The following is a 266-nucleotide window of genomic DNA, read 5'->3' on the forward strand; positions in this document are numbered from 1 at the left end:
GCGCTCGTCGTGCAGGGTGCGAAGACGGCGATCGGGATGGCCCGCAACCTGACGGATGTTGTGGCCAAGTCCATCGGCCCGGACGCTTTGCCGCTTGCAGAACCGATCATCCCTGGGACCAGGCAGGTTGTCATGGCGGTGATGGAAAGCGAACTCTGCCGCGCCCTGGTCAACAAAGCCTCAAACAATTCTGACCTTATGCCCGAACCAAAGGTTTCAAACCCAGGCAATGGTTCGCCAGTGACGGTGGATTACAGCCTTGCCGT

The 266-nt window shown here is 59.4% G+C and carries 1 pseudogene; it reads left to right on the forward strand.

From position 1 onward, the window contains the following. Positions 1–266 (forward strand): annotated as a pseudogene (locus R5H23_RS17010) (hypothetical protein); the annotation flags it as partial.

The sequence above is a fragment of the Gluconobacter sp. GP1 genome (assembly GCF_032913585.1).
Taxonomy (GTDB): Bacteria; Pseudomonadota; Alphaproteobacteria; order Acetobacterales; family Acetobacteraceae; genus Gluconobacter; species Gluconobacter cerinus.